Source organism: Mycobacterium kiyosense, assembly GCA_021654635.1.
In the GTDB taxonomy this organism is placed as follows: domain Bacteria; phylum Actinomycetota; class Actinomycetes; order Mycobacteriales; family Mycobacteriaceae; genus Mycobacterium; species Mycobacterium kiyosense.
On the sequence record AP025179.1, the window covers coordinates 5,476,257 to 5,501,194 of the forward strand.

The 24,938-nt window shown below is 65.3% G+C and carries 23 protein-coding genes and 5 pseudogenes; 9 read left to right on the top strand and 19 right to left on the bottom strand.

Annotated elements, in window-relative coordinates:
- The first annotated feature begins 10 nt into the window (after positions 1–10).
- Positions 11–1,710: pseudogene (locus L6444_RS25675) on the top strand (alpha-keto acid decarboxylase family protein).
- A 3-nt stretch (positions 1,711–1,713) separates the two neighbouring features.
- On the opposite strand, the pseudogene L6444_RS25680 reads toward L6444_RS25675, so the two are convergent.
- The 7 genes and pseudogenes from L6444_RS25680 to L6444_RS25710 all read right to left on the bottom strand — a co-directional run bounded on the left by L6444_RS25680 (position 1,714) and on the right by L6444_RS25710 (position 7,620).
- Positions 1,714–1,898, bottom strand: a pseudogene (locus tag L6444_RS25680) ((2Fe-2S)-binding protein).
- A 9-nt stretch (positions 1,899–1,907) separates the two neighbouring features.
- Positions 1,908–2,538: pseudogene (locus L6444_RS25685) on the bottom strand (fatty-acid--CoA ligase).
- A gap of 7 nt (positions 2,539–2,545) precedes the next feature.
- Positions 2,546–3,154, bottom strand: coding sequence for a twin-arginine translocation pathway signal (locus L6444_RS25690; protein ID WP_370653034.1), 609 nt, complete (start codon positions 3,152–3,154; stop codon positions 2,546–2,548).
- A complete protein-coding gene (locus L6444_RS25695) occupies positions 3,151–4,074 on the bottom strand; it encodes a hypothetical protein (RefSeq protein WP_236984424.1) in 924 nt (307 codons plus the stop codon). Before L6444_RS25695 ends, L6444_RS25690 begins: the two co-directional genes overlap by 4 nt.
- A 383-nt stretch (positions 4,075–4,457) precedes the next feature.
- Complete coding sequence (locus L6444_RS25700) at positions 4,458–5,903, bottom strand: FadD3 family acyl-CoA ligase (protein ID WP_255731005.1); 1,446 nt, start codon at positions 5,901–5,903, stop codon at positions 4,458–4,460.
- On the bottom strand, positions 5,900–7,090 hold the full coding sequence (locus L6444_RS25705) for an amidohydrolase family protein (protein ID WP_236978005.1): 1,191 nt from the start codon (positions 7,088–7,090) through the stop codon (positions 5,900–5,902). Before L6444_RS25705 ends, L6444_RS25700 begins: the two co-directional genes overlap by 4 nt.
- A gap of 107 nt (positions 7,091–7,197) precedes the next feature.
- The gene (locus L6444_RS25710) at positions 7,198–7,620 is read right to left on the bottom strand and encodes a lipoprotein LpqH (protein ID WP_236978006.1); all 423 of its coding nucleotides are present in this window, start codon (positions 7,618–7,620) and stop codon (positions 7,198–7,200) included.
- 142 nt (positions 7,621–7,762) lie between these two features.
- On the opposite strand from L6444_RS25710, the pseudogene L6444_RS25715 reads away from it, so the two are divergent.
- Together L6444_RS25715 and L6444_RS25720 are read left to right on the top strand one after the other, a co-directional pair.
- Positions 7,763–8,531: pseudogene (locus L6444_RS25715) on the top strand (enoyl-CoA hydratase/isomerase family protein).
- Positions 8,532–8,569: 38 nt separating this feature from the next.
- Positions 8,570–8,968, top strand: a complete 399-nt coding sequence (locus L6444_RS25720) for a hypothetical protein (protein ID WP_236984426.1) — start codon at positions 8,570–8,572, stop codon at positions 8,966–8,968.
- Here the strand turns inward: L6444_RS25720 and L6444_RS25725 are convergent.
- Positions 8,884–9,580, bottom strand: a pseudogene (locus tag L6444_RS25725) (TetR/AcrR family transcriptional regulator). The gene L6444_RS25720 and the pseudogene L6444_RS25725 overlap by 85 nt on opposite strands.
- Before the next feature lie 214 nt (positions 9,581–9,794).
- On the opposite strand from L6444_RS25725, the gene L6444_RS25730 reads away from it, so the two are divergent.
- A complete protein-coding gene (locus L6444_RS25730) occupies positions 9,795–11,066 on the top strand; it encodes a cytochrome P450 (protein WP_236978007.1) in 1,272 nt (423 codons plus the stop codon).
- A gap of 113 nt (positions 11,067–11,179) precedes the next feature.
- Here the strand turns inward: L6444_RS25730 and L6444_RS25735 are convergent, their stop codons facing one another.
- Genes L6444_RS25735 through L6444_RS25750 form a run of 4 tightly spaced genes read right to left on the bottom strand, consistent with a single transcriptional unit; the run spans position 11,180 to position 13,664 of the window.
- Positions 11,180–11,461, bottom strand: coding sequence for a cytochrome C oxidase subunit IV family protein (locus L6444_RS25735; protein WP_236978008.1), 282 nt, complete (start codon positions 11,459–11,461; stop codon positions 11,180–11,182).
- A gap of 3 nt (positions 11,462–11,464) precedes the next feature.
- Entirely contained in the window at positions 11,465–12,052 is a 588-nt protein-coding gene (locus L6444_RS25740) for a cytochrome c oxidase subunit 3 family protein (RefSeq protein WP_236978009.1), read from the bottom strand.
- Complete coding sequence (locus tag L6444_RS25745; protein ID WP_236978010.1) at positions 12,049–12,879, bottom strand: hypothetical protein; 831 nt, start codon at positions 12,877–12,879, stop codon at positions 12,049–12,051. The genes L6444_RS25740 and L6444_RS25745 overlap by 4 nt, the downstream gene beginning before the upstream one ends.
- The gene (locus L6444_RS25750) at positions 12,876–13,664 is read right to left on the bottom strand and encodes a hypothetical protein (protein ID WP_236978011.1); all 789 of its coding nucleotides are present in this window, start codon (positions 13,662–13,664) and stop codon (positions 12,876–12,878) included. Before L6444_RS25750 ends, L6444_RS25745 begins: the two co-directional genes overlap by 4 nt.
- A 107-nt stretch (positions 13,665–13,771) precedes the next feature.
- Here L6444_RS25750 and L6444_RS25755 point away from each other — a divergent pair, with 107 nt between their 5' ends.
- Both L6444_RS25755 and L6444_RS25760 read left to right on the top strand, forming a co-directional pair.
- Positions 13,772–14,350 carry a TetR/AcrR family transcriptional regulator gene (locus tag L6444_RS25755; protein WP_236978012.1) on the top strand — a complete coding sequence of 193 codons (579 nt, stop codon included), beginning with the start codon at positions 13,772–13,774 and terminating at the stop codon, positions 14,348–14,350.
- 46 nt (positions 14,351–14,396) lie between these two features.
- Positions 14,397–14,678, top strand: coding sequence for a hypothetical protein (locus L6444_RS25760; protein ID WP_236978014.1), 282 nt, complete (start codon positions 14,397–14,399; stop codon positions 14,676–14,678).
- Positions 14,679–14,804: 126 nt separating this feature from the next.
- On the opposite strand, the gene L6444_RS25765 is transcribed toward L6444_RS25760, so the two are convergent.
- Entirely contained in the window at positions 14,805–15,209 is a 405-nt protein-coding gene (locus L6444_RS25765) for a hypothetical protein (protein WP_236978015.1), read from the bottom strand.
- Between the two features lie 167 nt (positions 15,210–15,376).
- On the opposite strand from L6444_RS25765, the gene L6444_RS25770 reads away from it, so the two are divergent.
- The 3 genes from L6444_RS25770 (at position 15,377) to L6444_RS25780 (ending at position 17,283) form a co-directional block, all read left to right on the top strand.
- Entirely contained in the window at positions 15,377–16,114 is a 738-nt protein-coding gene (locus L6444_RS25770) for a hypothetical protein (protein WP_236978016.1), read from the top strand.
- Positions 16,111–16,677 (top strand): twin-arginine translocation pathway signal, encoded by a 567-nt coding sequence (locus tag L6444_RS25775; RefSeq protein WP_236978017.1) that lies wholly within the window; start codon positions 16,111–16,113, stop codon positions 16,675–16,677. The genes L6444_RS25770 and L6444_RS25775 overlap by 4 nt, the downstream gene beginning before the upstream one ends.
- A gap of 84 nt (positions 16,678–16,761) precedes the next feature.
- A complete protein-coding gene (locus L6444_RS25780) occupies positions 16,762–17,283 on the top strand; it encodes an Rv2253/PknI dimerization domain-containing protein (protein ID WP_236984427.1) in 522 nt (173 codons plus the stop codon).
- Positions 17,284–17,351: 68 nt separating this feature from the next.
- Here L6444_RS25780 and L6444_RS25785 read toward each other — a convergent pair whose 3' ends face one another.
- From L6444_RS25785 to L6444_RS25810, 6 genes are read right to left on the bottom strand one after another with little or no spacing between them, the layout of a single operon-like run.
- A complete protein-coding gene (locus L6444_RS25785) occupies positions 17,352–19,049 on the bottom strand; it encodes an MCE family protein (RefSeq protein WP_236978018.1) in 1,698 nt (565 codons plus the stop codon).
- Positions 19,050–20,216 carry an MCE family protein gene (locus L6444_RS25790; protein ID WP_236978019.1) on the bottom strand — a complete coding sequence of 389 codons (1,167 nt, stop codon included), beginning with the start codon at positions 20,214–20,216 and terminating at the stop codon, positions 19,050–19,052.
- On the bottom strand, positions 20,213–21,637 hold the full coding sequence (locus L6444_RS25795) for an MCE family protein (protein ID WP_236978020.1): 1,425 nt from the start codon (positions 21,635–21,637) through the stop codon (positions 20,213–20,215). The genes L6444_RS25790 and L6444_RS25795 overlap by 4 nt, the downstream gene beginning before the upstream one ends.
- On the bottom strand, positions 21,634–22,716 hold the full coding sequence (locus L6444_RS25800) for an MCE family protein (protein ID WP_236978021.1): 1,083 nt from the start codon (positions 22,714–22,716) through the stop codon (positions 21,634–21,636). The genes L6444_RS25795 and L6444_RS25800 overlap by 4 nt, the downstream gene beginning before the upstream one ends.
- Positions 22,709–23,740 carry an MCE family protein gene (locus tag L6444_RS25805; RefSeq protein WP_236978022.1) on the bottom strand — a complete coding sequence of 344 codons (1,032 nt, stop codon included), beginning with the start codon at positions 23,738–23,740 and terminating at the stop codon, positions 22,709–22,711. The genes L6444_RS25800 and L6444_RS25805 overlap by 8 nt, the downstream gene beginning before the upstream one ends.
- Complete coding sequence (locus L6444_RS25810) at positions 23,737–24,933, bottom strand: MCE family protein (protein ID WP_236978024.1); 1,197 nt, start codon at positions 24,931–24,933, stop codon at positions 23,737–23,739. The genes L6444_RS25805 and L6444_RS25810 overlap by 4 nt, the downstream gene beginning before the upstream one ends.
- Positions 24,934–24,938 lie beyond the last annotated feature (5 nt).

Here is a 24,938-nt window from a genome sequence, read left to right on the forward strand (position 1 = left end):
TTGCGCCGAAATGTCGACCCCAAGGCGTACCGTCGTCTGCGTGACCGAATCCGTCTACACCGTCGGCGACTACCTGCTGGACCGCCTCGCGGAACTTGGCGTCACCGAGATCTTCGGCGTTCCCGGCGACTACAACCTGGCGTTCCTCGACCATATCGTCGCTCATCCGAAGCTGCGCTGGGTGGGTAACGCCAACGAGCTGAACGCCGGCTACGCCGCCGATGGCTACGGGCGTCTGCGCGGAATGTCGGCGGTGGTAACAACTTTCGGGGGTCGGTGAGCTCTCGGCGACCAATGCGATCGCGGGCAGCTACGCCGAGCACGTGCCGGTGGTGCACATCGTCGGCGGTCCGTCCAAGGACGCCCAGGCCACCCGGCGGGCGTTGCACCACTCGCTCGGAGACGGCGACTTCGAGCACTTCCTCCGGATCAGCCGCGAAATCACCTGCGCACAAGCCAATCTCATGCCTGCGACGGCTCGCCGCGAGATCGACCGGGTGTTGAGCGAAGTGCGCGAGCAGAAGCGGCCCGGTTATCTGCTGATGTCCACCGACGTGGCACGCTTCCCCCACCGAGCCGCGCGACGCGCCGTTGCCGCGCTACACCGGCGGCACCAGCCCACGGGCGCTGGCCATGTTCACCGAGGCCGCCGCCAAGCTGATCGGCGACCATCAGTTGACCGTGCTCGCCGACCTGCTCGTGCACCGATTGCAGGCGGTCGGCGAGTTGGAGGCGTTACTGGCGGCCGATGTGGTGCCGCACGCAACGCTGGTGTGGGGCAAGAGCCTGCTCGACGAGAGTTCACCGAATTTCCTTGGTATCTATGCCGGTTCGGCCAGTGCCGAGCGAGTACGCACCGCGATCGAGCAGGCTCCGGTGCTGGTCACCGCCGGGGTGGTGTTCACCGACATGGTCAGCGGCTTCTTCAGCCAGCGCATTGACCCCGCCCGCACCATCGACATCGGCCAGTACGAGAGCAGCGTGGCCGACGAGGTGTTCGCGCCGCTGGAGATGGGCGCGGCGCTGCAGGCGTTGGCCGCGATACTCACCGAGCGCGGGATCAGTTCGCCGGCGGTGGAGCCCCCGCCCGCCGCGCCGCCGTCGCCCATGCCGGGCCGCGACGAGGCACTCACGCAGCGGGTGTTGTGGGACCGGCTGTGCTCGGCGCTGACGCCGGGCAACGTGGTGCTGGCCGATCAGGGCACCTCGTTCTACGGTATGGCGGACCACGTGCTGCCGCAGGGTGTCACCTTCATCGGGCAACCCCTTTGGGGCTCAATCGGTTACACGCTACCGGCGGCGTTCGGCGCAGCGGTGGCACATCCGGAGCGCAGGGCAGTGCTGTTGATCGGCGACGGGGCCGCCCAGCTGACGGTGCAGGAGTTGGGGACGTTCGCCCGCGAGGGGCTGTCCCCGGTCATCGTGGTCGTCAACAACGACGGCTACACCGTCGAACGTGCGATCCACGGAGAAACGGCCCCCTACAACGACATCGTCGGCTGGCGCTGGACTGATCTGCCCGAAACGCTGGGGGTGCAAAACCACCTCGCGTTCCGGGCGCAGACCTATGGCGAACTCGACGATGCGCTCACCGCGGCCGCGCAGAACCGGGACCGCATGGTGCTCGTCGAGGTGGTGTTGCCGCGGCTCGAAATCCCGCCGCTGCTGGCCCAACTCGTCGGACCGATGGCGCCGCCGGGACAACGCTGAAGCTCAGGCAGGTTGCGAAGGACGTTTCACAGTCGCTGAGGAGATGATTGCCCGCACGGTACGACGGCACCGCCCACAATCGGCGCCCGCCCCGCAGGCGGCGGCGACCTCTTTGCTGGTGCAGGCGCCGGCGGAACGGCCTCAGCAACCATGTGGCTGGTGATGCCATTGCACAGACACACATACATGGCGCGCGGTCAGTCCGTTCCGATCCGGATCATGTCGGCGAAGCGCCCGACGAACAGCGGCGGGTAGGCACCGATGCCCACCCCCCTGAAGCCATTGCGCCGCCGCATCCGGGTGCTCGATCCATTCTCGGGCGCTGTCCTCGTCGGGAAACTCCTGCAGGATCAGCACCTCGTGCGAATCGTCGAAAGCCTGGAATACCCAGGTCTTGCGGATACCGGCGGCGGTGAACCGATCCATCGCATGCCCGACTTCGGCGCTCAGCGTCGGCACGCTGTCCACCGACGCGAACGCGGCCACCACCACCCCGGGCGCCTTGGGCGTTGCCGGTGGAGGTTCGGCGACAAAGCGGTCCACGATTTCGCCGGCGAATACGGCCGGGATGTCCTCGACTCCGACCGCGTCGAACCAGTCGAAGAACACCCGCGACCGCAGCAGTTCCACGATGGGCTCGCGGCTGTGCACGCCGATCATCACCAGCACACGGCCGTAGTCATGGGTGGAGGTGTAGACCAGCACATGGTGTGCACCGATGTCGGCCAGCGCCGCCTTGCGACGCTCCAACAACGGCCACACCTTGGCCGGGTCCGGAATGCGGTAGTCCGACGCGATCACCATCGAATGAATGTCGCCGTCGGTCATCGCGTTCCTAGGCCGGATTGAACTGTGAAATAAGCCATTTGCCGTCAGCCTTGACCACGGTGACCAGCACCGTGCTGGACGCCATGGACGGCTCCGGCCGGTCCTTGCTCTGGGTGGTCTGGTTGACGAACAACAGCACGACGGCGGAGTCGGGGTGGAATTCGGTCAGCGCTCCACGCAGCACCACCGCGGTGGTCTTCAGTGACTTCTGGGTGGCGGCCGGAGCGATGACCTGCCGCGAGAAATTGTCGTAGTAGGACAGGAAGTCACCGGTCAAACGCGTTCTGGCAGCGGAGAAGTCGTGGTCGAGCGTTTCGGGTGAATAAGACAGGATGGCGACCACCCCGTCGCTGGCGGCGGTGACTGCGGCCTTAGCGGCGTCCCCGTCGAGCGCCTTGTCCTGGCGGTAGGAGAACCAGTACAGTCCGCCGAGCACCGACAGCGACGCCACCACGAGCACCGCCAACGAGATGACACCGGCTTTCGAGGACCACCGGTTCTTGGCCCGAATCGTGCTCGACCGGACGCGAAGACGCGTGAACCGGCCCGGCCGCGGGTCGTCGGCGGTGACGGACTCCTCGGTCTCCTCGACGACGGGTGCTTGCTCGGCGCTCACGGCACGAACTCCACTCTGGACATCTTGAGCTGGCCGCCGTCGCGAGTCAGTGTCACGATCAGCCGGTACTTACGTGGATCCTGTTTAGCGCCAGCCGCATTCGTGATCTCGGCGGTGCTGGCCACCAGCACGACCGCCGAGTTCTCGGTCATGGTTTCGCGCTCCACAGCGGTGGCTTGAACGCTGCCCTGCGCCACCACCTTCGACTCCTCGACGGTGCGGGTGAAGTCGTCGGCCATCTTCAGGAAGTCGGCCTTGAAGTCGCCGGTGGCGACTTCCTCGATGCGCTGGACGCCTTCTTTGGCGTGCTCGAAGTCCAGCGAGGTCAGGGTCACCACGCCTTGGCGCGCGGCGGCGGCGTACTGCTCCACCTGCTGCCGCTCCCGGACCGCGTTGCGGTGCAGAATCGACATCTCGACGCCGGCCCCGAGCGAGGCCAGCACGATCAGCGCCGCCACCACCGCGGCGACTTCGGAAAGTTTCGGGCGGTGCAGGCCGAAGAAGCGCCGGGCCGGTTCGGTGGTGGTCGATTCCGCGTCGACGTCCGCTGCGGTTTCCTCGCCCTCGACCGCTGCCTCTTGCCGGGCCTCTTGCCTGGCCGCTTCTCGAGCCTCAACCGCCGCTTCCGGCTCGTCTGCTTTGCTCAGCTCCACCTTCGCGGGGCTGTTGGTTTCGGCCGCGTCGGCGGCCTCCGCTTCATCGGCGGCCTCCGCTTCATCGGCGGCCTCCGCTTCGTCGGCGGCCTCGACGGTCAGCGGTTCTGCGGTTTTCGCTTCGGCCGTGTCCGGGCTGGTCTTCTCGGATTCGACGAGTTCGGCCTCGCGGCGCAGCCGGATGGCCCTGGCTCTCGCCCGCGCGGCGGCGGCGAGGGCTTCGGCCTCGGCTGCCTCGGCCTCGGCTTCCTCGGCCAGCGACCACATTTCCGCGACGTCCCGCGGCGTCTCATACTTTTTCAGCGGAGACAACGTCGTGTCGGCAGCGTCCTGTCGGATACCGCCGCCCTCCGCTCGTCGGCTCGAGAGCGAGACTGCTTGTCGCTCAACCTGACACTCCTCTACCACCTACCCGCCGACGACTACCGGCATCGCCGACCGGCCCAAACCCTACTCGGCACCGGCAATGCTGCGCGACAACTCGAGCGTGATCGACTCCCCCGCGCCGGTAGCCCTTGGAGAGCGAGATTATCACTCCTCTCGCGCCAGCTGCCGGCAACGGCGGACGAACCGACCGTAACAGGCATCACTAGCTGCGGAAATAGCATTCTCACTTTCGACATATGCTCCTACACCGCGAGGCCGAGGGGTCAGCGCAGCAGATCCTTGACGACCTTGCCGGTCGCATTCAGTGGCAGCGCGTCGAGAAACTCCACCGATCGCGGCACCTTGAATCCCGCCATGCGCTCGCGGCACCAGGCGATCAGATCCTGGGCGTCGACAGGGCTGTTGCACACCACGAATGCCTTGCCGACCTGCCCCAGTCGCTCGTCGGGCGCGCCGATCACCGCCGCCTGCGCGATGGCGGGGTGCTCGAGCAGATAGCCCTCGATCTCGGCCGGATAGGCGTTGAAGCCGCCGACGATGAACATGTCCTTCTTGCGCCCGTTGATGCGCAACCGTCCGGCGGCGTCGATGCTGCCCAGGTCGCCGGTGTGCAGCCAGCCGTCGCTGTCGATCGCCTCGGCGGTCGCTGCCGGATCGTCGAGGTAACCCTGCATGACGCCGTAGCCGCGGACCAGCACTTCCCCGTCGTCGGCGATGCGCACCTCGACACCGTCGCAGGGCAGGCCCGCTGTGGTGGCTACATCCTCGAAGGAGTCGCCGGGCCGGGACAGCGTCACGTTGCCGGCCTCGGTCAGTCCGTAACCGGTCATCAACGTCTGGAACGGCAGTTCCTCGTGGATGCGGCGGACCAGTTCGACCGGAATGTCGGCAGCGCCGGTCACGCCCGCCCGCAGCGTCGACAGCCGGGACTTGTCGCGCACCGTCAGCAGCGAGTGGTACAGCGTCGGTGGGCCCGGGAGCATCGTGATGCGTTCGCGCTCAATGAGATCCACCACGGCGTCGACGTCGAACGCCGCGACCGGAAGCATTGTGGCGCCACGCAGAAACGACGTGACGAGGCCCGCCTTCAACCCGAAGGTGTGGAAGTACGGGTTGATCATCAGGTAGCGATCACCCTCGCGCAGATCGGCGAGAGTGGCCCATTCCTCGTACATCCGCAGCGTCTGCTGGTGATTCATCATCGCGCCCTTGGGACGCCCCGTGGTTCCCGAGGTGAAGATGATGTCGCAGATGTCGGTGCCCGCCGACGCCGCTTCGAACGGCGTACCACTTTGCAGGAAGCCTGATTTCAGGTCGATGACCGGTACGCCGGGTGGCGCGGTGTACTGCTGGCCGAGGAATCCCTGCTGGACCAGGACGGCCTTGGCTCCGCTGCGGACGATGACGTCGCCGGCTTCCTCGAACTTGAACCGCGTGTTGACCGGAACGAGCACACCACCGGCGGTCAGCAGACCGAACGACGCAATGATCCACTCTGCGGAGTTGGGAGCCCATAGCGCGACCCGATCCCCCTTGCCAACCCCCAGGTCAGCGAAAGCACCTGCCGCGCAGCGTATTTGCTCGATGAGCTCGCTGAAGGTGAAGCGCAGCGGACCGTCGACGACCGCTTCCGCGTCGCCGAACCGGTCCGCTGCACTCAAGACCATCTCGGGGATGGTCCGCCAGGTCGGCCTGGCCGAGTCGGTCACACCGTGACGAGACGACCGAGGTTGCCGCCCATGATCTTCGCCTGGTCGTCAACGGATAGATGCGACAGCGCGTTGACGTAGAAGGTCGGCTCTGCCAACCCTTCCGGATGTGGCCAGTCCGAGCCGTACAGCACCTGATCCACGCCGACCAGGTTGACCAGGTCGTCGATGCCGTCCTCGAAGAACGGGCTGACGTAGATCCGGTTCTTGACCATCTCGACCGGGTCGCTCGGGAAAGCCTCCGGTGCCTTGCGAAATACCTCGGCCAGGCCGTCGAGCAACGGCGTCATCCACTTCGAACCGGCCTCGACGATCGCGACCTTCAGCTTCGGGTGGCGGTAGAGCGCGCCGTGGATGACCCACGACCCGACCGAGTCCTGGATCGGCCGCCACTCGTTGAGGATCCCCATCGCATTGGTCTGGAACGGCAGCATCTCCTGGTCGGCACCGTCCCACTCGGAGGTGTAGCGAGAGTAACCACTGTCGCTCGAGTGCATGCCGACCAGCACGTCGTACTCGACGACGCGCTCCCAGAACGGGTCGAATTCGGGCAGCGCGAACGACCGGGGGCCGCGGAAGCCGGGGACCGGCGCCGGGCGGATCAGGATGCAGCGCGCGCCGCGCTTGACCGCCCACTCCAGCTCCTCGATCGCCTTTTCGACGATCGGCAGGGTGATGACCGGGGTGGTGAAGATCCGGTTCTGGTAATTGAAGCCCCAGACCTCGTCCAGCCACTGGTTCAGTGCGTGGACCAGCACATGGATGGCAACCGGGTCGTCGCGCAACCGCTCCTCGAGCAGGCTGGCCAACGTCGGGAACATCAGGGTTTTGTCCAGCCCCAGCTCGTTCATCACCTCCAGTCGCGGCCCAGGTTCGAAGAACGCCGGGATCGCGCGCATCGGCTCACCGAACAATTCGCGCTTGGTCTTGCCGTCCGGGTTGCCGTACTTGAAGTACTCCTCCCAGGCCCCCGGCCGGGCGACCACCTCGAAGGTCGGGTTGGGAATGTAGTTACTGATCTGGCCCCGGATGGCGATCTTGGTGCGCCCGTTGACCTGCACGTACTGGACGTAACTCCGGTACTCCTTGGGCAGGTACTTGGTCAGCGCCTCCGGCGGCTCGTAGAGATGATTGTCGGCGTCAAAGATCGGGAAGGGAACGTCCTCCCGATGCGATAACTGGCCCATGAAATCCTCCTTCGCAATTTGCGAGAATCATATTCTCTGCCCTCGCGCGCCGCAATGGCCCCCCCGGTTTAGCGGGAATCCCGCTCCGGACTCAGCCCGTCAGGGGGTCAGCACTTGGCCGCGATTTTGAAATCGACGCTGGTCGCCTCGTTGGGCTTGGCGGTGTTGGCCCCGTTGGCCGTACCGGTGATGGTGAACGTCTCACCGTCGAAGCGGGTGCCCGCCTTGTTGGTGTCGTTGCGCGCGAAGTCTCCGGTGAAACCGCCGAGGTTGTGGAACCGGACGGACAGCGCAGTGGCCGGGTGGTCGCGTTGGTCGAGGACCACTTTCGCCCCGGATGCGTCGTCGCCCAACTCGATGGTGCGGAACCACTCTTGCTGGTAGCAGCGGACGAGATGCGGGTGCACCTCGTGTCCGTTCAGCGTCACCGTCGCGGTGCTGGCGAGTTGGTGCTGAGACGGTGTGCTGCAGGCGCCCAGCACGGCGACCGCTGCCGCCGCTGCCGCAACCGCCGCCATTCGATTCCGCACCCGGCACCTCGATCCTGGGACTGCACGACCAATGGGCAACTTCTGGACCTGCAGCGATGATGCTATTCTCCTGAGACGAGAATGCCAATATCAGCCTGGTCTTTCCGGGTCTTTTAGGCTCAAGCCAAGGAGCTGAACACGCATGGTGGACCTGGAGTTCGACGAGCTGGACCCGGGCCTGGCGGTGCTCACCATCGACCGCCCGCATGCGCGCAATGCCATCGCGCTGCAAACCATGGACCAACTCGAGGACGCACTCGGCGCCGCGGCCGGCGCTCAAGCCCTGGTGATCAGGGGCGCCGGGGACCGCGCCTTCGTCTCCGGCGGCGACCTCAAGGAACTGAGCGCGCTGCGCACCGAGGAAGACGCCGCGGCGATGGCCAAGCGGATGCGGACCGTCTGCGATCGGATCGCCGACTTCCCCGCGCCGGTGATCGCCGCGCTGAACGGGCACGCCTTCGGCGGTGGCGCCGAGGTCGCCGTCGCCGCCGACATCCGGGTGGCCGCCGACGACGTCAAGATCGCCTTCAATCAGGTGCAGCTGGAGATCATGCCGGCCTGGGGCGGCGCCGAACGGTTGGCGACGCTGGTCGGGCGCAGCAGGGCGCTGTTGCTGGCCGGTTCCGGAACCGCGGTGGACGCCACCGAGGCGCAACGCCTCGGCCTGGTGGACGTGGTGCTGCCACGCGCCTCCTTCGACTCCTCCGACCACGGCTGGCGATCGATCGCCAGGTCGCTGGCCCGGCGTCCGGCGGCCGAGATAAAGCGGGTAATCGGGGGGAGTTTCCGCTGATGAGGCGATAGCATCGTTTGCACGGCTGTGGGTGTCGGATGCGCACTGGGAAGCTGCAGATCGGGTCGTCGTGAACCGCACAGCCAATCCGCGCCCGGCAGCCGGAGGAGCGAAATGACAACCACCGCAACGAAGCACGTGGTTTTTGGCGCTGCGATGCTGTTGGCCGCCGCGGCGACGGTGCCGGCGCTCGGCAGCGGCCGGGCGCACGCCGACGACGATCCGCCGCCCATGCACCAGGTGGTGTACACGATTTCGGCGAAGAATCCGATTTATGCCGACATCTACTACCAGGATCAAGATCCGCGGGTGTTCTCCGACTACAGCCACAACCCGTACACCTTCACCCCGAACGTTCAGGCCGACATCGGGCCGGGCCGGCCGTGGGTTCAGCAGGTGATGCTGTCCAATCCCGCGCAGTGGGCGATGGTCAGCGTGAGCACCGGACGGCAGTCAGCCGTCCCGCAATTTCACTGCACCGTGTCGGTCGACGGCGCGGTCGTCGTATCCAAGGACGGTGACCGGGGCGCGCTCTGTTCGCTACGGACCTGGTGAACCAGCCAGGTGGGCGGCAGGTCGGTGATCGGTTGCGGTTCGCCCTCGAGTCGGCGCAGGTGCTCTTCCACGAACGCCTTGGTCTCGGCGTGACCACCCGACATGCCCAACGCCTGCTCGAGCACCAGAAACCGGGACAGGCTGGTCATCAGGACGGTCCACACCATCGGGGGCACCTCGTCGTGTCCGTAGCGCTGCAAGGCCGCCGCCACCACCTGGGCTTGCTCTTCACGGAAACGCTCTGCGTAGTAAGCGATTTCGGCGCGCATCTCCTTGCGATGGTTCGCCAGCGCCATGAACTCCATCGAGATGCGGGTGAACGCGGGGTCGGTGCCGAATCGCCACAGCGCCCACAGCGGTTGCGGCAACTGGAGCAGCTGCGCCTGCGCCGACAGGCCCTCGTCGGCGCGCCGGCGGAACACGGCCAGGAAAAGCTCTTCCATGGTGCGGAAGTAGTAGTGGACCAGGCTGGGGCTTGAGGCCGGCCTTGTTGGCCAGGCGCCGCGACGTCACCGCGGCATAGCCCTCTTCGAGCATCAGCTGTTCGGCCGCATCGAGCAGCAGGCCGCGATTCTTCGCGTCCGGCGCCCCGATCCTGCGGGCCGAAGTCATGCCGTTACCTCGTCCTCTCTGCGCTCCCCGTACGGTCCCGACGCTCTCGAAGATCCTAGCCAGTACGTCCGGCCGCACCGGCCGTGTGACCTTGACCACGACAATACCGCCATGCTAAGCAGGTGCTCAGCACAGCATCTGATCCGGGCGGCACCAGCTCACGCCGCCGCCACATTCACTCGGTAACAGCCAGCTTCGGGAGGGCATGCACGACATGAGCGACTACGACACCATCGACTTCTTCACCGATCCGTCGCTGATCCCCGACCCCTACGAGTATTTCGACTACCTGCGCGGCCAGCACCCCGTGTTGCGGCTCCCCCACTACGGCGTCGTCGCCGTCACCGGGTATGAGGAGGCCACCGCGGTCTATAAGGACACCGATTCCTTCTCCAACTGCGTCGCGCTGGGCGGCCCCTTCCCGCCGCTGCCGTTCCAGCCCGAGGGCGACGACATCAACGCACAGATCGACGAGCATCGGGAGAGTTTCCCGATGTTCGAGCACATGGTCACCATGGACCCGCCCGACCACAGCCGGGCACGCTCGATCCTGAGCCGGCTGCTGACGCCCAGCCGACTCAAGCAGAACGAAGAGTTCATGTGGCGGCTGGCCGACCAGCAGCTCGACGAGTTCCTCGTCAACGGCAAGTGCGAGTTCATCGGCGAATACTCAAAGCCGTTCGCCACGTTGGTGATTGCCGACCTGCTCGGCGTCCCCGAGGAGGACCACAAGGAGTTCCGGGTGGTGCTGGGCGCCGACCGACCCGGCCGGGTCGGAGCCCTGGATCACGAATCGGTGGGCGTCAACCCATTGGAGTGGCTCGACGACAAGTTCTCCGCCTACATCGAGGACCGGCGCGCACATCCGCGCGACGACGTGTTGACCGCACTGGCCACCGCGAAGTACCCGGATGGGTCGACGCCTGAGGTGATCGACGTAGTCCGCTCGGCCACCTTCCTGTTCGCCGCCGGACAGGAGACCACGGCCAAGCTGCTCAGCGCCGCGCTGCAGGTGATCGGCGACCGGCCCGACATCCAGCAGCAGCTGCGCGACGACCGCAGCCTGATCCCGGGCTTCATCGAAGAGTCGCTGCGGATGGAGAGCCCGGTCAAGAGCGACTCGCGGCTGGCCCGCCGATCCACTCAGGTTGGCGGGGTGGACATTCCGGCCGGCACCGTCGTGATGGTGCTGCCCGGGGCGGCCAACCGTGACCCGCGCCGGTTCGAGAATCCACACGAATTCCGTCTCGACCGTAAGAACGTGCGCGAGCACATGGCTTTCGCGCGCGGCGTGCACTCCTGTCCCGGCGGACCGCTTGCCCGGGTGGAGGGCCGCGTCTCGATCGAACGGATCCTGGATCGGATGGCCGACATCGCCGTCGACGAGGCCGAGCACGGGCCGGCGGGCGCTCGCCGCTGGGTGTACGAGCCGACCTACATCCTGCGCGGGTTGAACCAGTTGCACCTCACGTTCACGCCGCAGTAGCTGTTGCCCCCTGCTCTTCGCGCCGAGCGTCTGCTCTTCGCGCCGAGCGTCACGCCAGCGCAACGGTCGACGCGCAGCGTCACCCTGGCGTGACGCTCGGCGTCAGTGCGGCGTCAGTGCAGGGCCAGGCCCACGAAGTAGCAGCTGAACATGGCCACGCCGATCAGCACCACCCAGGCGTCGGTCAGCCGGCGCAGCGCCGCCGGGGCTTCCCGGACCTCCATAAACTCGCGAAAGATGATGCGCACCTTCAGGAGTGCGATCACGATGACACTTGAGGTGATGACGGCGTTGGCTCTCGCCGAGTCACCGGCGGAGTGGTCTATTAACAGATAGCCCAGCGTGAGCAAGGCCAGTACCACCCACACGAGAAGAAGCCGTTTGTTCAACTTCATCCCTCATCTCACCACGTACAGCAGCGCGAAGATCATTACCCACAGGAAATCGACTGTGTGCCAATAGGTTGCGCAGGTTTCGACCAGCACCTGAGATTCCCGGGACTGCCGCGCCGGACTCCGGAGGCGGTAGACGATCACACCGAGGACCACGAAGCCGATCATCAGATGGACGAAGTGGATACCGGTGAGAAAGAAGTAGTAGGTGAAGAAGTCGTTGCTCTCGAACCCGTTTCCGGTGCGCACCAACCGGACCCACTCGAACAGCTTGAACACCAGAAAGACTGTCGCGAAAGCGGCGGTGAGGTAGACGTCCCGCAGTGCGGTCCGGTAGGCGCCGGCCCGAGCGGATTGCACGCAGCGTGCCACCGACCACGAACTCAGCAGCAGGACGAGAGTGTTGGACACGCCGATTCGCAAGTCCAGGTGCGCTTGGGAGTGCAGGAACAGCTCGGGACTTCGGGTGCGATAGAACAGGTAGAAGCCGAAATAGCCGGTGAAGACCAGTGTCTCGAACAACACGAAGGCCCACATGTCCGGCTGGCCCGGTACGAATGGTGCACGCTGCTTCTTCTCGGCGTGGTCGGTCATGACGCGCTCGCCCATCTCGTCCGCTGTCTGCGGGGCGGGTCAGGCAGCGGACCGGTTCCGAAGTCCTCCCGTCGAATCATCTTGAAGAGCATGACGACGAAAGTGACTTGGTAGATACCGAATACGACCATGTCCAGCCACCATGCGATCTGGCCGTTCCAGGCCAGCACGCCCCGCCCGAAGATCCAGCAGGGAGCCACGACGACCTCGGTGAGCGCGTTGCAGAGGTTGAGATAGCCGAACCATTTGGGGAACACCCGGTTCTTGTCGATCAGAATCGCGACCATCCAGATCAGCGAGCCGATCAGGAATACTCCCATGGTGCCGTCGAACGACAAGAAGGCGAAGTCGTAGAGCCAGCCCAGCACTTTGGGATCGCGTTGCGGGCGCAGCGTTCCGACGATCAGCGCGATGCAGAGCAGCAGCAAGCCCGGCAGCGCGCTGAGCGAGTAGATGATCAGATACGAATACCCGAACGCCGGGCTCACCGACATGCGTCGCATCGAGTACGCGATGAGGGCATTGTTGACGGCGGTCATGCCGGTGATCGCGAAGATGACGCCCAAGCCGATCGGAATGCCGAGGTGACGTTCGCTGAACCAGTGGACCTGCGTCGCGAGGTCCCAGGTGGGTTGCGGGGGAGGCTGAACCTGGGCCACCACGAAGACCATCGGAAAGAAAAGGTTGTAGAAGAGGACAAGTGCGCCCCACGCAAACCACAACTCGCGCTTGGGATTATGCCGCGCATGCCAGGCAATCCGGCGATGCAACGGACCGGACGGTGGCGCTGTCTCGAGGTTGCCACCCGGCCCGGGCGGGGTCGTCACGGTGCTCGTGGGCCGTCCAGCTCCGCACTGCGCCTTGCGATATCGGCGCGTTCCCGATACACCGCCGCGCGCAGCACGACGCCCATCACGACGACCCAGACGCCGATCGCGATGTTCTTCAACCAGAACGACAGCACGCCGTCCCACGCCAATGGGCCGGACAATGACAGCCCGACGAAGGTCGCCGGTACCAGCGCCGCGGCAACCAGCAGGTTGAAGACGGCAACCCAGCGCGGGAATATCGGCCGCGAGTTGTCGTCGAAATAGATTGCCAGGGCCAGGATTACGCATTGCCCGATCAGAAATGGCACCAACATGGTGAAGGTGATCCAGGCGAAGTCGTTGAGCAGTTGCGTCAACTCCGGGCTGCGCTCGGGCCGGAACGCGGCCAGCAGCCAGCAGACGTTGGCGACGAGGAAAAGGCTGGGGCCGCCGGCTACGCAGCCCAGCATCGCGTAGGAGAAGATCGGCGTGCGATGGGCCATCCTCCGGATCTGCAGCACGATCAGCGTCAGGATCGGAACGAGGCACACGCCGAACCAGTTGAAGACGATCATGCTGTACCGGATCTCCGGGAGATGCGCCGGATCGCGATAGAACGCCGCGACCTGCTCCGCCGACATCGTCGGCGACATCGGCGGGTTGAAGCCGGGAAACAGCACGAAGGCGGCGATCCAGATCACCACCGTGACGGGCAACGTCCAGAGCAGGATGAGCTCACCATCGTTACGTCGCAAGCGAATTCGTGGAGGTGCCGGATCTTGGTGTGCGCCGATCGCGGTCATAGACGACTCCTTCCCGCGCACGACATCGTGCGGCTACGGTCGGCTCAGCCAACGAAACTAGCCGATCGGCTATTTCGGGTCAATAGCCGGTCGGCTAGGCTGCACGTGTGGTCGATACGGAGTCGCGGAGCCAGTTCCGTTTCATCACGCGCAGCGCCGCGCAGACGCGGATCCTGGACGCCGCGTTGCAACTGATCGCCGAACACGGGGTCGGTGGAACCTCGCTGCAGATGATCGCCGACGCCGTCGGGGTGACGAAAGCCGCGGTCTACCACCAGTTCAAGACCAAAGAACAGATCGTCGTCGCACTCACCGAACGCGAACTCGGCGGTCTCGAGCAGGCTTTGGAAGCCGCCGAGGAACACCAGCAGGGGTCTCGGGCGCGCGAGGTGCTGCTGGATCGGGTCATCGACCTGGCGGTCGAACGTCGCGGCGCGGCCAGCACCCTGCAGTTCGATCCGGTCGTGGTGCGACTGCTCGCCGAGCAGGAACAGTTCCAGCAGTTCATCTCCCGGCTCTACGGGGTGCTGGTCGGCGACAGCACCGAGGACGCGCGGGTCACTGCGGCGATGCTCTCGGGCGCCATCGCGGTCGGGGTGATGCATCCTCTGGTCGCCGATGTCGACGACGCCGCGTTGCGTGCTCAACTGCTGCGAATCACCCGGCGGCTCTTCGATGCGGACTAGCCGGGTTTCGTTTTCATCGAGCGGTCGCTCGGATACCGTGCTTGGTATGAACACAGTTCGGCGTCTGGCCGCCGCGGCATTGGTGGTCAGCAGTGGCTTCGGATTGGCAAGTAATACCACCGCCGCGGCCGACGACCCACCCTGGCCGTTCGTGGGATATCACTGGTGTCCGGGCCTGCCCTTCGACCCGGCCTGGGGGCCGAACTTCGATCCGTCCACCTGCCACGACGCGCACCACCGCGATATGGACGGAACCATCCATAACCGGGATTACTTCGGGCCCAGCCCATTCCAGGACCTGCCCAACATTCCGAACAACCGGCCCTAGTCTCCTAGCCGCTCGGCCTTGGGGTGTCCGCTGTTCACCCCGAGGGTGAAAGTCCGCAAAATGCCGGTAAACCCGGCCGGTGACCGCACATTTGAGGACGCTGGCGCGAAAAACAAAGCGCAGGGCTCAGGTGTCGCCGCGTTCCCAGCGCTGCGTCCCGTCATGCGGATTGCAAACCAGGAACAAGCCGTCCGGCGCCTGTGCGACGTAGTACGACGGATACTCATTGCACGGCGAGTTCTCCACCTTGACGCCCACCATCGGTGGCGAGCGGAACCAGCGCGGCTCGTACCTGCGCGGCGAACCGCAGAACATCAGCCGGCCCGGTTCGGTCGCGAACGACACGTAATAGTCGGCGGTGCCGAATACGTAGTAGGTGGTGTTGTCACACGGGGCGCCGAGCACCATGTGACCGGCGATGCCCGGCGTGCAGTCTGGATAGTCACAGCTGGCCGGATCGGCGGCGGCCGGCGGGGCCCCCAGCACACCGACACTCAGCGCTGCGGCGACCGCTCCCACGATGAATCGCACCAACTAAATTTGCCACAGCCGTCCGGAAAATTCATTACCTTGGCCATAGCTGGTAAGAAAATTCTCCCTATCGGAGAGCGCATGCATCGAACACCACCGGAACCGGGCGGGCAGTCCCGGCAATGATAATGTGGCCCTCTCGATAGTTGCGGGCGAGGAGGTGATCCATGCCGCCGCGCGAGCTTTCCGACGAGGCGTTCGACGCCGATAATCCGCGGGCGGTTGTCCTCACCGAAGCGGCCTCGGACCCGGCGCCGACTTCGACGACCCACCACGACGATCTCGCGGCGATCGAAGCACGCGCCGAGTCCGCTCGCGCCAGAGCGACCGCCTTGCGCGAGCAGGCCGAGGCCGCCGCGGCGGGGGAAACACGCGCCGATCAAGCGGTCCGGGCGCCGCGCAGCCGCCGCAGGCTGCCTCAGCTGGGACGCAAAGGCCGAGCCGTCGTCGCTGCGCTACTGATCAGCTGCGCCGCGCTGGCGGGCAGCGGCTATCTGGTCTGGGACCACCACCAAGCCGAGCAGCAACGTCAGCGCGCCAAGGAATTCGCCGCGGCGGCCCGCAACGCCGTCCTGACGATGATGTCGATCGACGGCAACAGAGCGCGCGATGACATGCAACGGTTCGCCGACGAAACCACCGGACAATTCAAGGCCGGCGTCCTGATGGGCGCCGAGGACATGGTCAAGGCGCTCGAGCAGTCGAAGATCACGGCGAAGGCCACCATCCAAGCCGTCGGCGTGCAGTCGATGACCGAAAATTCGGCGGTGGTGCTGGTAGCCGCGAAATCCGAACTCACCAAACCCGACAAAGACAAACCCGAAATCCGGATGTGGCGGCTTGTGGTCAACGTCGAACGAGACGGTGGCCGGCTCAAGGTGGCCAAAGTCGAGTTCGTTCCATGACGGTTGTCGAGCAGCCCAGTCAGCAGTCGGCCGGTCGCCGCCGCCCGGTCCACCTCCTTGCGCGCGGGGCACGCAATTGTTTGGCGCATTGGCGTGCCATTCTCTTGACCGTTGTGGTCATTTCCACGGCCGGGTACGCCGTCGGCTACTACTTTTCCGTCTACCGCCCGGACCAGCAGACCGACCGCGCGGTGACACGCCAGGTGATCAAGGCTGCCAGCGAAGGTGCCGTGGCGTTGCTGTCCTACTCGCCGGAAACACTCGGTCGCGACCTGGCGAACGCGAAATCCCGGGTCACCGAGGATTATCTGACCTACTATCAGCAATTCGCCGATCAGATCGTGGGCCCGTCGACGCAGCGGGCCCGGATCACCACCACCGCCACCGTCGTCAAGGCCGCGGTCGCCGAACTCAACGCTAATTCGGCTGTCGTACTTGTTTTCATCAGACAGAAAACAGCGAGCAAGGAAAAGCCGGAACCCGTAGTGACATCCAACAGCCTTCGGGTAACGTTGAAAAAGGTCAACAGTTCGTGGCTTATCGAGAAATTCGAAGGCGTATGAGCGTACTAATTATTTCTGCAGAGCCGGGATTTGACGTCTGTCTATCAGTAGGTCCATAAGCAGCGCGTCGAGGAGTGACGGATGATGCGTTCGACAAAAGAGGTGACCGCACCCCTGACCGCACTGGTTGCCGCGAGTCTGGTCGGCGGCTTGCTGACAGCCGCTCCGGCGGCGGCCTATAACCCGGCCATCAACGGGACCTACACCGCCACCCAGATCGGCGACTGGGCCCGGACTCGGACCGTGTATCACGACGAGCCGGTGGTGCGCAGTACCTGGACCATCACCACGTCGTGCGAGACCGCCCAGGACTGCACGGGTCAGGTGGTCAGCGACCAGGGCTGGTCGGCGCCGCTGGTCATGCACGACGGATCCAACTGGTACCTCAAGCGCGATATCCCCAATTGGCAGACCTGCGAAGACGGCACCACCTGGGTTGGTCACGACAGTTTTTACTTCTATCCCGCCGACCCGGTGACCGGTCAGAACGTGCTCGGGTCACCGGTCCTGGCGGGCCGGGAACACACCACTTCGGTGAGCGGTGCCTGCGGCGTGAACGCCCCCCTGTATATCGAGCAGCCGTTCCGCCTGGACAAAATAGGCTGAGCCAGTCTGGCCGGCCGACGCCCAACCGCCGCGCCGACGCCCTACGGGCCCGCATGCCGAAAACCCGCTCAGATGGGGAACATGTCCTTCCACGTCTTCGGCGTCTTTGTGGGTACCAGGTCCGTCTGGCGGAAGACGTGCCCGTCCGGGGTGACGTAACTCCCGGTCTCCGGACTGTACTGAGCCACCGCAACGGAGGGTCCCGTCGGCGCACCCGATGGTAATCCGTTGTGTTCAAACGCACTTGGCGCCGCGGCGGGAGCCCCAGCCGGTGCGGCGGCCGGTGCGGGCGGTGCCGCCGCAGCCGGACCATCGAGTGGTGCGAGGGGCGATACCGCCCCCATCGGACTCAGCTGCGCCGGCGGCGGCAGATCGGGTGGCAACTGCGATCCGACCGGCGGCCCCAACCCTGGCGGTAGCGGCGCCGGTTGGCCGGGCGCAGGCGGTGCCCCCGGCGGCATCGGGGTGCCGTCCACCGGCCCGAAGATCCGTTCGCGGTTCCAGTTGACCCGGTCATCGGGCGGAATCCCCTGCGACAACAGGTTCGGGTCCAGCGGGTAGGTACCGAAGGCATGCTGCCTCATCGCCAGCGGCTGGAAAGGCTGGTCGCTGTCACAGATTTCGACGGTGGGTGCCCGCTTGCCGGGGTGCCCCATGCACGGGTAGTTGCGGGCGCCGCGCACCCCGATGGGTGAATCCTGGGGCAGTTTGCAGTACAACCCGTCCGGGGTGTCGATGGTGGTGGTGTCCGACGGCGACCGCCATTGACTCGGCGGCAGGAAGCCGACAGTGCAGGCGGGCGGGTCGCTGATGATGAGATTGAAAGCGCCCGTTGCCAATCCGGTCGGGCTCTTGGTGCCCAGGAACGACTGGATCGCCGCGGTGAACGGCGGCAACAGCACCAGGACCTGCTCGAGCGACGCGTGATAGGTGACACCGATCTGCCCGATCGTGGTGAGGTTGGCCAGCAGCACCGGCAATGTCGGCTTGATCTGGTCGAGCAACTTCGACGCCTCGTTGAAGGCTCCCGGTCCGTTGTCCAGCACGTTGCGGATCTGCGGGTCGTTGGTCGCCAGCTGCCCGGTGACTCCGGCCAGACTGCGCGCCCACGTCCGGATGTCGCCGGCGGTCTGCGCCTGACTGTCCAGCAGTGGCCCGGTGTCCTCGGTCAGCCGGCGCGTCTGCTCGGAAACACCGTTGAGGTCTCCGGAAATCTGCGTCGCCGAGTCGAACAATGACCCGAAATCGTAACTGGCACCGTTGAACGCCTTGAACGACTCGTCGAGCAACTGACTGATCTTGCCCTTGGGGATGCTGTTGATCAGGGCGCTGGTCTGGTCGAGTACCGGCCCGATCGGCTGGGGGACCTTGGTGTCTTTGACCGCGATCACCGAGCCGTTGTGCAGGTACGGCGGCGAGTCGGTGCGCGGCCGCAGGTCCACGTACTGCTCACCCACCGCCGAGATGCTGCGCACCTCGGCATCCAGACTCGCCGGGATCTTCGGCGAAGTGTCAAGGCGCATTTTGGCTTTCGCGCCGTGCCCGGTCAGCTCGACCGCAGTCACCTTGCCGATCTGCACCCCGCGGTAGGTCACGTTGCTGAACCGGTAGAGGCCGCCGGCCTCGGGCAGTTCGAGGGTGACGGTCATCTTGCCGATCCCGAGCAGCGTCGGTGCCTGGATGTAGTAGACGACCATCACGAAAATCCCGACGATCCCGACGATGGTGAAGATCGCCAGCTGGATTCGGATGAAGCGAGTCAGCATCTAGCCAGTCCCCTCCGCCGGTGCGACCGCGGCCGGCAGCCCTGGCGGCGGCGCGAACGACCCCGGTGTTCCCGGCGGTGCCCCGTAGCGGAACTGCAGATGCTCCGGGTCGCCGGGCGCCGGCACACCCTCCGCGCCCAGCCGTTCCCAGTGGGTGCCGCGCAGGATGCTCTTGCGCAGACCGGAATTCGTCAGGTCGATGATGAAGTACCCGTTGACGTAGTCGCCGCGCACATAGCGGTCGATGAAGCCCTGGGTGAACGGGAACGTCGGTGCATACGAGATGGCGGCGTCGAGGTCCGGGCCCACGTCGGCCAGGGCCTTGATGGTCGGCTCGAGGTTCTTCAGGTTGTTGACCAAGTCGGAACCCGCGTCGTTGACCAGCCGGGTGGCCGTGTCGCCGAACGTACCGAGCTTGTTCAGCGCGCTGGTGAGCCGGGGCCGCTCCCTGATCAGTACGTCGAGTGCCGGCGGAATCTTGTTGAGCGCCTGCGTGATCACGTCACGCTGACCGGCAAGTGTGTTGGACAACCGGTTCAGCGACTGGATCGAGGCGACGAGGTTTTCGCGCTGGGCGTCGAACGTGCCAACGAATTTGTCCAGCCGATGCAGCAGATCGCGGATCTCTTTCGGGTGTCCGGACAGTGCCGCGTTGAAGTTGTTGATGATGTCGCCGATCTGCCCCAACCCGCCGGCGTTGAGCACCACCGACAGCGAAGACAGCGTCTGCTCAGTCGACGGATACGTCGACGTGCGGTCCAGCGGGATCGTGGCACCCGGCTGCAGCTTGCCTTTCGGCTCCTGGCCCAGCGGGGTGTTCAGGGCCAGGTGCATCGATCCCAGCAGGCTGGTCTGCCCGACGCTGGCCACCGCATTGGCCGGGATCACCACACCGGGCTGGACCGAGATATCGACGTTGGCGTGCCAACCCCGCACCGACATGCTCCGGATGCTGCCGACGATGACGTCGTTGATCATCACCGGCGAATTCGCTTCCAGCGTACCGACATTGGCGATTTCGACGTGATAGTCGGTGGAACCCGGGCCGCGCCCGACCGCGCCGGGCAACGGCAGCGAGTTCAGGCCGCTGAACGCACACCCGGACGTGGTGAGCATCACGCAGGCGGCCACGCCCATCAGTCGTCGAATACCACGCCGCACGGTCATGGCTGCGGCCTTTCTGCCGGCAGCAGCAACTCCGGCACACTCGCCGGGGCGGGCGGCGGCTCCTGCGGCACGCTCGGGGGTGGCGGCTCGGGCATCGCGGCGCCAGGGATCCGCGCCGGCGGACCGGGCGGCGGCGGCGCCTCCGGAACATCGCCCGGCAGTCCGGTGTACGCCGACACCGCGGGCGGCAACTCCGGTGCTGCCGGTTTCGGACCGGCCCCACCGGGTGCCAATCGCTGCTCGCTGTACACCACGTTGCTCGGGTCGAAAGCCGGTGCCAGGATCGGGTTCACCGGGATGGGCAGGTAGTTGAAGTTGAAGAACGTCAACGGGTTGAACACCTTTAGCGCCGGGCTCAGGTACAGGCCGCACAACTTGCCCGTCTCGACCGAGGTGGCGTTCTCCAGCGCTCCGATCTGGGAGCAGAAGGCGTTCGTCGGATTGCTGAGGTTCTGCACGCCGACCCCACCGCGGACGTTGCCGACGTCGGGGTCATAGTCGTTGTAGGCGTTCGCGATTGCGTTCGGCGCCACGTGCAGCACGTTCTGCAGGGCCATCTTGTTGTCGACGAGAATCTGGGTGAGGTCAGCCAACCGGGTGATCTGCTCCGCGGTCTGTTCGCGGCTGCCCGCGATGAATCGCTGGACTTCGCCGACCGCGCTGGACAGGTCGGTCAGGGCCGCGTCGAGGGTGGGCTTGTTGTCGTCGAGCACGCTGCTCAGGGTGGCCAGCCGATCGTTGAAGTGCACGAGCTGGACGTTGCTGTCCCGCAGCGCGCCCACGAAGGCCTGCAAGTTCTTGATGATGTCGACGAAATTACCGCTGCCGCTGGCGAAAGTCCTTGCCACCGCTGACAATTGGGCCAGCGTATCGCGCAACTTCTGGCCGTTGCCGCCCAGAGCGTTGGCCGCCGAATCGATGAAGCGTGCCACCGCCGGCGTCGACACCTGGCTGTTGGGCCCGAAATCCGTTGCCAATTTCATCAATTGATCTTTGATCTCGTCCCATTCGACGGGCGTCGCGGTCCGCTCGACCGGTATCACCGCGCCGTCCTTCATGGTGGGGCCACTGGACCGATACGCGGGCGTGAGCTGGACATAGCGTGCCGCCACCAGGTTCTGGGCCACGATCACCGCTTTGGCGTCCGCGGGAATGGAGATCCCGTGATCGACGTGCATCACCAGTCTGGCCTGGGTTCCCGCCGGCTCGATCGCTTCGATGGTGCCCACTTTCAGGCCCGATACCCGGACATCGTCGCCGGGATAGATCGCGGTGGCGGTATGGAAGTAGGCGGTGATCTTCGTCGGCCGGAACACCGTGTTGCGGACGGCGATCACTGCGCCCACGACCACCAGCAGGGCCAGCAGGACGGCCAGCGCGACCTTGAACTTGTTGCGCAGCAACGACTCGAGCCGCGTCATCGCGACCCTCCCGGGTTCTGGTTGAAGGGGAACGGGAACAGTGCCCGCGGCCCGGCGTTGTCCGGCGGCTGCCCTGGCGCGCCGTTGGCGCGGAAGCCGAAGGAGTAATCGAACAACCACTGGAAGAACTGCAGCGTGAACAGGTTCGGGATGAACGGGTTGTAGTAGAACCCGCTGGACACCGTCTCGCCCTGGGTCAGTTCGAATTTCGCCAGCCCCGGTATCGCCTTGGCGAGGTTGTCCCGGTTGCTTTCCAGCATCGCGGTCACCGAGTTGAGCTTCGCCAGCGTCGGCGCCAGCTTGGCTTCGTTGTCGTGCACCAGACCGGACAGTTGCTTGGCCACCGCCGACGTGCTGGCCAGCAACCGCACGATCGCCTGCCGCCGCTCCACCAGCATGGAGAGCAGTGCGTCGGAGTTGAGGATCAGCGTGTTCACCTGCTGACTGCGCTCGGACAGGATGTGCGTGACGTCCGCGGCGCCCTTGAGCAGCTGGCTCAGAGTCTGATTGCGGGCGTTCAAGGTTGACGACAGCCGGCTCACCCCGTCGAACGTCGGACCCAGTTGCGGGGCGATCTGATCCAGCGTCGTCGACAGCGTGTTCAGGGACCGGTTCAGCGAGTCGGTGTCGGTGCCCTCGACGTCGGTGGCCAGGTCGCCCACCGCCTCGGACAACGAATACGGCGACGAGGTACGCGATATCGGGATCACCGCGTTGGGGCGCATGGTGCCGCTGCCGGTGGAGTCGACGGTGAGCACCCGCTGTCCGAGCAGCGAACCGGTCTTGATGTGCGCGGTGCTGGCCGAGCCCAGTTGCACCGCACCTTTTACGGTGAACGTCACCAGGACGTCGCCGTTTTTGAGTGACATGTCCGAAACGCTGCCCACTTTGATGCCCGACACCGTCACGTCGTTACCGGTTACCAGGCCGCCCGCGTCGGCGAACACCGCCTGATAGCGGACCGTCGTCGCCCGTTGCAGCAGCGCGTCGGGCGACAACCCGACGGCAATCACCAGCACGATCAGCACCACACCGATGAATCCGGCCCGAATGAGTTGAGTCCCGCGGTATTTAAGCATCGGGTTCCGCGCACCTCCCGGTGACCTGGTGGGTGATGCCGACTTCCACCGTCCGGTACTGCAGGTCGGAGACGCGCAACGCAAGCCCGCACAAGTAGTAGGGGAACCAGGCGCCGTAGGATCCCAGCCTCGTCAGCTTGCGGTAGTTGTTCGGCAACTTGTGCAGCGAGACATCGATGAGGTTCTTGTCCTTGTCCAAAATCGGTGCCAGCCGGTTCAATTGGTCGACGGTGCCGGCCAGCGGCGGGCGGGCCCGGGTGAGCAGGTCAGCGATCGAGGCGGTGCCGTTGTCCAGGGCGGTGATGGCCGCGCCGATGGTATCCCGGTCCGACGCCAGCCCGCTGATCAGCCGTTCCAGCCGATCGATCGCACCGGAGAACTTCGTGCCCTCCGCATTCACGGTGCCCACCACGGTGTTGAGGTTGTCGATCAATGCCTGCACGGTTTCACCGTTGTCGGCCAGCGTGTTCGAGAACGACGACGTTCGGGACAGCAACGACTGCAAGGTGCCGCCTTCGCCCTGGAAGACCTCGAGGAGCGCCGCGCTGAGCGCGTTGACGTCTTCGGCCTTGAGGCCTTTGGTGACCGGCTTCAGCCCGCCCAGCAGCAGATCGAGGTCAAGGGCCGGTGCGGTGCGGTCGATGGGGATCTGCGCGCCGGCGGGCAGTGGGCTGGTGGATCCGGGACCGTCGAGCAGTTCCAGGTATCGGTCGCCGACCAGGTTGAGGTAACGGATCACGGCCCGGCTGCCGTTGGTGAGCACGACGCTGCGGTTGGCGTCGAATTTCACCAGAACCTTTTTGTCCGACCGCAATTCGACGCTGTTCACCGTGCCCACCCGGACGCCCGCGACCCGCACCGTCTGCCCCTCCTTGAGGCGCGACACGTCGGTGAACAGCGCGGAATACTCTGTGGTGGAACCGGTTTGGTACTGCCCGAAGATGAAGAACAACGAAATGGTGAGCAGTATCATGATCAGCGCGAAGGCGCCGAACTTGATGATCATTCCGCGTGAGCCGGTCATCCGGGTTGTCCTACCTGGAAGGAGTTGCGTGGCGGTCCGTCGATCGGACCGTACAGCAACTGCTTGAGCCCGTCAGAGTTGAGCAGCAACTGCGGGTTTCCGTACTCCTGGGGGTTCGCGCCGACGTCGGCAACCACGAAGGGCGGCGCCTTGTCGAACGGCACCACCGGCAGGTCGTAGCATTGCGGCCCGCCGGTGGCGGCGACCTTGGGCAGGTTGCTCGGGTAGCGGTAGCGCTCGGCGCCGAAACCGAGATAAACCAGCACTTTGATCATCGGCTCGGGCAGGTTGGGTGCGTGCAGGTTGACCAGCGATCCGGACAGACCGCACCAGAGCGCTTCGTGGTACTCGTTGGTGAGGTTGGTGGTGGGCAGCAACAGGTGCAGGGTATCGGTGAGTCCCTGCCGGTTTCCACCGACCACCTCGTTGCCGATGTCGGCCAACCCGATGGAACTGATCAGGAACGCGTCCAGGTTCTGTTGTTCTTCCACGATCGACTTGCTGATCCGGATCGTGTTGTCGGCCGCACCGATCAAGTTGGGCGCCGCGTCCGCGTAAGCCGCACTGACCACCGGCAGCACGGAAAGGTCGTGACTGAACGCGGGCAGGGCCGGATCCTGGCTCGCCAGAAAGGCATCCAGGTCGGCCAGCGCCTGGCCGATCTTGTGACCACGGCCGTTCATCGCCGACGCGATGGCGCCGAGAGTCTCGTTGAGTTTGGCGGGATCGATGTTCGACAGCAGTGAGGTGAGCTGCTGGAAGACCGTGTTGATCTCCACCGTCACGTTCTTGCCCTGCAGCACCTGGTGGGGTTGCAGGCTCTGCTGCGACGGTTGGTCGGGTGCCATCAGTTCGACGAACTTGGCGCCGAACACCGTGGTGGACGCGATGTCGACGAGCACATTGTGCGGAATCAGATGCATCTGCGACGGCTGCATCGCCAGGTGCAGAACAGCTTCCCCGTTCGGGCGCTCCTCGATCGATTCGACCTTGCCCACCACCACGCCGCGCATCTTCACCTTGGCGTCCGGGTTCATTACCAGGCCGGCCCGCGGCGACACCACGGTGACGGGCACGCTCTCGGTGAAATCGCTACGGAACAAGCCCACTGCGACGGCGACGATCGCCAGGATCACAAGGATGGTCGCCAGGCCCGTCAGCGGGCGTAGATATGCGCGTGTTTCCTGCACCATCCTCC

Bases quoted from the DNA above. Each gene is read 5' to 3' on its own strand.
- L6444_RS25695 (WP_236984424.1), bottom strand. From the start codon at position 4,074: ATGTGGTCGCTGGCCGAGGAAGCCGAGGCCGAGGCAGCCGAGGCCGAA.
- L6444_RS25705 (WP_236978005.1), bottom strand. From the start codon at position 7,090: ATGGGCCAGTTATCGCATCGGGAGGACGTTCCCTTCCCGATCTTTGAC.
- L6444_RS25720 (WP_236984426.1), top strand. From the start codon at position 8,570: ATGCTGTTGGCCGCCGCGGCGACGGTGCCGGCGCTCGGCAGCGGCCGG.
- L6444_RS25730 (WP_236978007.1), top strand. From the start codon at position 9,795: ATGAGCGACTACGACACCATCGACTTCTTCACCGATCCGTCGCTGATC.
- L6444_RS25735 (WP_236978008.1), bottom strand. From the start codon at position 11,461: ATGAAGTTGAACAAACGGCTTCTTCTCGTGTGGGTGGTACTGGCCTTG.
- L6444_RS25740 (WP_236978009.1), bottom strand. From the start codon at position 12,052: ATGACCGACCACGCCGAGAAGAAGCAGCGTGCACCATTCGTACCGGGC.
- L6444_RS25750 (WP_236978011.1), bottom strand. From the start codon at position 13,664: ATGACCGCGATCGGCGCACACCAAGATCCGGCACCTCCACGAATTCGC.
- L6444_RS25760 (WP_236978014.1), top strand. From the start codon at position 14,397: ATGAACACAGTTCGGCGTCTGGCCGCCGCGGCATTGGTGGTCAGCAGT.
- L6444_RS25770 (WP_236978016.1), top strand. From the start codon at position 15,377: ATGCCGCCGCGCGAGCTTTCCGACGAGGCGTTCGACGCCGATAATCCG.
- L6444_RS25775 (WP_236978017.1), top strand. From the start codon at position 16,111: ATGACGGTTGTCGAGCAGCCCAGTCAGCAGTCGGCCGGTCGCCGCCGC.
- L6444_RS25780 (WP_236984427.1), top strand. From the start codon at position 16,762: ATGCGTTCGACAAAAGAGGTGACCGCACCCCTGACCGCACTGGTTGCC.
- L6444_RS25785 (WP_236978018.1), bottom strand. From the start codon at position 19,049: ATGCTGACTCGCTTCATCCGAATCCAGCTGGCGATCTTCACCATCGTC.
- L6444_RS25790 (WP_236978019.1), bottom strand. From the start codon at position 20,216: ATGACCGTGCGGCGTGGTATTCGACGACTGATGGGCGTGGCCGCCTGC.
- L6444_RS25795 (WP_236978020.1), bottom strand. From the start codon at position 21,637: ATGACGCGGCTCGAGTCGTTGCTGCGCAACAAGTTCAAGGTCGCGCTG.
- L6444_RS25800 (WP_236978021.1), bottom strand. From the start codon at position 22,716: ATGCTTAAATACCGCGGGACTCAACTCATTCGGGCCGGATTCATCGGT.
- L6444_RS25805 (WP_236978022.1), bottom strand. From the start codon at position 23,740: ATGACCGGCTCACGCGGAATGATCATCAAGTTCGGCGCCTTCGCGCTG.
- L6444_RS25810 (WP_236978024.1), bottom strand. From the start codon at position 24,933: ATGGTGCAGGAAACACGCGCATATCTACGCCCGCTGACGGGCCTGGCG.